Annotated in this window: 3 protein-coding genes; 1 reads left to right on the top strand and 2 read right to left on the bottom strand. The window is 36.2% G+C overall.

Annotated elements, in window-relative coordinates:
• Positions 1–171: 171 nt before the first annotated feature.
• Both FTV03_RS17345 and FTV03_RS17350 read right to left on the bottom strand, forming a co-directional pair.
• Complete coding sequence (locus FTV03_RS17345; protein ID WP_168379340.1) at positions 172–696, bottom strand: hypothetical protein; 525 nt, start codon at positions 694–696, stop codon at positions 172–174.
• A gap of 284 nt (positions 697–980) precedes the next feature.
• Positions 981–1,607 (bottom strand): alpha/beta hydrolase, encoded by a 627-nt coding sequence (locus tag FTV03_RS17350; RefSeq protein ID WP_078189088.1) that lies wholly within the window; start codon positions 1,605–1,607, stop codon positions 981–983.
• Between the two features lie 124 nt (positions 1,608–1,731).
• Here FTV03_RS17350 and yaaA point away from each other — a divergent pair, with 124 nt between their 5' ends.
• Positions 1,732–2,514 (top strand): peroxide stress protein YaaA, encoded by a 783-nt coding sequence (yaaA, locus tag FTV03_RS17355; protein WP_168379341.1) that lies wholly within the window; start codon positions 1,732–1,734, stop codon positions 2,512–2,514.
• Positions 2,515–3,229: the final 715 nt, after the last annotated feature.

Consider the following 3,229-nt stretch of genomic DNA (forward strand, 5'->3'; position numbering starts at 1 on the left):
CATGAAATACGGTATTCTGATGTGACAAAACCTGAATCCTGGTCGTTAAAGTGTTTGTTTGCACTCATATTTTAACTGTTAGGACTCAGGTTTTTTTATTTAAAGCAAACTATGGGACAGCAGTGGCATAGCGCTGCTTTTTTGTTTTTTAACAGAATGTATTGAACAAGGTTATAGACATTCAATATTGATTGGATTAATGGTTCGATTGCTCTTTTTCACATAGTCACACATTTTTTCTGACTCTTGTTCATTGAGTCCCCAAAACACGATCACACCACGTTGATCAGTCAATTTGCTATCGCTTAAATAAATATAATGAGTGTCATGATAGTTTTTATCGAGCATATCTTTATATTTTTGATCGGTAAAAGATGAACAAGATGAAATTTCAGCTTCTTTACACACCGAGTCACTCGAACAGCGTTGCTTAAAGGTTGAGATCATATTCATGGTGTCAGTGCTGTTGAGTTGGGCTTCGCACACTTGGCTGTTGGGAAAGTCATAGACCATCTTTAAGCTAAAATCACGACCATCGACATTCATCTTGTATGACGCAGTCAAATAGGCTTTGGGACCATCGTTCGCAGCAACCGTAGATGCTGGCAAATTTGTCGTTGTGGATGGGGTTGAATTAAAATAATAGACCAAAGCTGCAATGCCTAGACTTAAAATCACAGCAACAATAAATTTCATTTTTCCCTCTAAATTTTATCTTAATTTTTCTGGGTATTATTTCTGTAGTTGATTATTTAAACAAGTAAATTATTGGTTTTTTAGATAAAAAATTGAGGCGTAATCAAAATTAAACGAGCATCGGCTTAAGTCATTACATGTTGAACGAATTATGATCGCTAATGCAAAAAAAAATGGATAAATCGAAAAGCGAGTAGTTCAGTTTATCTGAAATATTGGGGGAATAGAGCGTTCGCTAGGCAAAAAAAATGAGCCAGTTAAGCTGACTCATTTTTTTGTATTTTTTATACTAAAAAGCGTGAAATCGCGATACGAAGCTGTTTTAGATAACCTGTAAAGAAGTGGTTTGCACCTGGTAAAACCGTGATTAAATGGCGCTGTGGTTTGGCCCACTGAATCAAGTCAGATAACAGTGTGACATTATCTTCTTCACCATGAATAAATAAAATATCACCCTTAATATGCGGAGTCACATAGTGACGCACACCTGCAACTGTTGTGGTTGGTAGGCCACATAAAATAGTTTGTACAGGCTGCAATTCTACTGGCAATAGGGCATAGCATTTAGTCATGACATTTGCACCAAAACTAAAACCGCCTGCATAAAATGGCAGGTTCGGATGTTGGTTACGAGCAAATTCAATGACTTGCATAGTGTCTTTGGTTTCACCATTGCCTTCGTCATGTATTCCTGCACTTTGGCCAGAACCACGGAAACTTGGGCGATAGACAACATAGCCACGCTCTAAGAACATTTGTGCTAAAAGCACAGGGACTTTGTGCTGTGGTGTGCCACCTTGCAATGGGTGAGGGTGTGTAACTACCGCGAATCCTTTCACTTCACCCTGTGGATAATCAACAAAAATTTCAAGTTGACCCATCGGCCCTTGAATGAACATTTGTTCTGACATAATTACTAAAATGTGAAAGCGGGAGAGACTATAGTTTACAGATTAATATTATCTAAAACACAGATTGGCTTTGAAATTACTCTACTGTTATAGTTTGTTTAATTAAAAATTAATCAGGATGTTTATGCTCGCTTTAATTTCTCCAGCAAAAACTTTAGATTACGAAACCGCTTTACCGACTGAAAAATTTACTCAACCACGACTATTAGATCATTCTGAAGAATTGATCTCAGTCGCACGTAAATTGTCGGCGAGTGAAATTTCAAGCTTGATGAGTGTCAGTGAGAAAATTGCGACATTAAATGTTGAACGCTTCCGAGATTGGCAGCCTGATTTTGATTTTGCGAATGCACGCCAAGCAATCTTTGCCTTTAAAGGTGATGTTTATACGGGTTTAGATGCATACAAACTTGCAAATACCGACCTTCAATATGCACAAACCCATTTGCGTATGCTCTCGGGTCTCTATGGTTTATTGCGTCCGCTTGATCTAATGATGCCATATCGTTTAGAAATGGGAACCAAGTTACAAAACCCACGTGGACATAACCTGTACGAGTTTTGGGACAATATCATCACCAATCTGATTAATGATGATTTGGCAAAAGCGGGTTCTGAAATTTTGGTCAACATCGCTTCAGATGAATACTATAAGTCGGTAAAAGAAGCAAAAATCAAAGCCGAAATCATCAAGCCTGTTTTTCTGGACCAAAAGAACGGCAAATATAAAGTCATCAGTTTCTATGCCAAAAAGGCACGTGGCTTAATGGCGCGTTATTTGTTGGAAAATAAAATTGAACGTATTGAAGACATTAAGTCCTTCAATACCGATGGTTATTATTTCGATGCAGAGAGTAGCTTAAAGGGCGAATTGGTCTTTAAGCGAGACGAACAACAAGCCGCTTAATTTCGAAATTGAAAAACTTAGACCGAAAAGAATATGAATAGCCGCTGCTTAGAACTCAGCGGCTTTTTTTATCTTCTTCATTCGAGATGTAATGGTGGGTCTGTGAAATTGATCGTGCTTTAAATTTCGCAGGTGAAATGATCTATGATTTGAGGTTTTTTGCGGAAAAGGCTTCGAAAAAACATTCAGTTATTATCTTGTCTATCAGTCTAAAATATATTACAAAGTTAACATTGATCGAACAAATAGCTTATTAAATGACTTAATAAGATATAAAATTGTGAAACACGTCACTTTTTTGTTTAAGTTTTTTGTTATTATAGCCAAATATTTAAACATGAATAAAATTTTGTTATGAAAAAAATACTGATACCAATTTTTATACTCAGCATTGTGTTCTTAGGGTTTAGTGTTTATAAAAATGCAGAGTTAAAGCGACAGCAAGAAATTAATCAGGTGTTCAATGATGATTTGAACGCATCACCTTATATGCGCTAAAAAAAGTCAATCTTGCAGCTTCTGCATTGAGCTCAAGCATGGTCTTGAAGTGTTCGTCTAAATCTTGATATTTTATTTTTATATATAATAATAGGACTTACGCATTGACGGATTCAAAAAAGTATTAAAATACTTTATAAAGTATCTGTGATCAGACGAATTAAAAATGCTTCTACAGCAACTTGTACTCTACCCATTTATATGGGCTTTCTCATGA

Source organism: Acinetobacter sp. YH12218, from assembly GCF_013417925.1.
In the GTDB taxonomy this organism is placed as follows: Bacteria; Pseudomonadota; Gammaproteobacteria; order Pseudomonadales; family Moraxellaceae; genus Acinetobacter; species Acinetobacter amyesii.

Excerpts from the sequence above, each read along its gene's own strand:
- FTV03_RS17345 (WP_168379340.1), bottom strand. The coding sequence starts at position 696 with ATGAAATTTATTGTTGCTGTGATTTTAAGTCTAGGCATTGCAGCTTTG.
- FTV03_RS17350 (WP_078189088.1), bottom strand. The coding sequence starts at position 1,607 with ATGTCAGAACAAATGTTCATTCAAGGGCCGATGGGTCAACTTGAAATT.
- yaaA (WP_168379341.1), top strand. The coding sequence starts at position 1,732 with ATGCTCGCTTTAATTTCTCCAGCAAAAACTTTAGATTACGAAACCGCT.